The sequence below is a fragment of the Mesorhizobium sp. M7A.F.Ca.CA.002.15.2.1 genome (assembly GCF_003998715.1).
In the GTDB taxonomy this organism is placed as follows: Bacteria; Pseudomonadota; Alphaproteobacteria; order Rhizobiales; family Rhizobiaceae; genus Mesorhizobium; species Mesorhizobium ciceri.
In genome coordinates, this window is the sequence record NZ_RZPI01001289.1 from 1 (window position 1) to 411 (window position 411).

At 63.0% G+C, this 411-nt stretch carries 1 protein-coding gene; it reads right to left on the bottom strand.

The genetic code is table 11. The annotated features are described in order from the left end of the window. A partial coding sequence (locus ENZ74_RS34190; RefSeq protein WP_164761523.1) for a YbhN family protein occupies positions 1 to 411 on the bottom strand: 411 nt, incomplete at both ends.

Consider the following 411-nt stretch of genomic DNA (forward strand, 5'->3'; position numbering starts at 1 on the left):
GGCCATGATGGGCGATGCCGGAAAATCGGTCGAGTATCTCAGGCTCGAACACCAGAACGAGGCCCGAGGCCAAAATCGTCGACAGCACGAAGGTGATCCAGCAGACCGCCACCAGCACGCCGACATCCTGTCCGGTCAGGCCCCTGGTACCGTAGGCGCGGTAGCGGATGACGGCGCCCGAGAACACCGAACCGCCAATGTTGTGCGACAGCGCATAGGTGGTGAAGGAGCACAGCGTGACGAACAGCCACGACACGCGCTTGCCGATATGCAGAAGCGCGATGTGGTCGTAGCCGGCGAGCGAAGCATAGGCGATGATCGAACTCAGCGCGGCAAGAACCCAGCCGCGGGTCGGAATGGCAGCGATGCCGTCCCAGACATCGTCGAGCGAAATGCCGCGCAGTTCGTGCC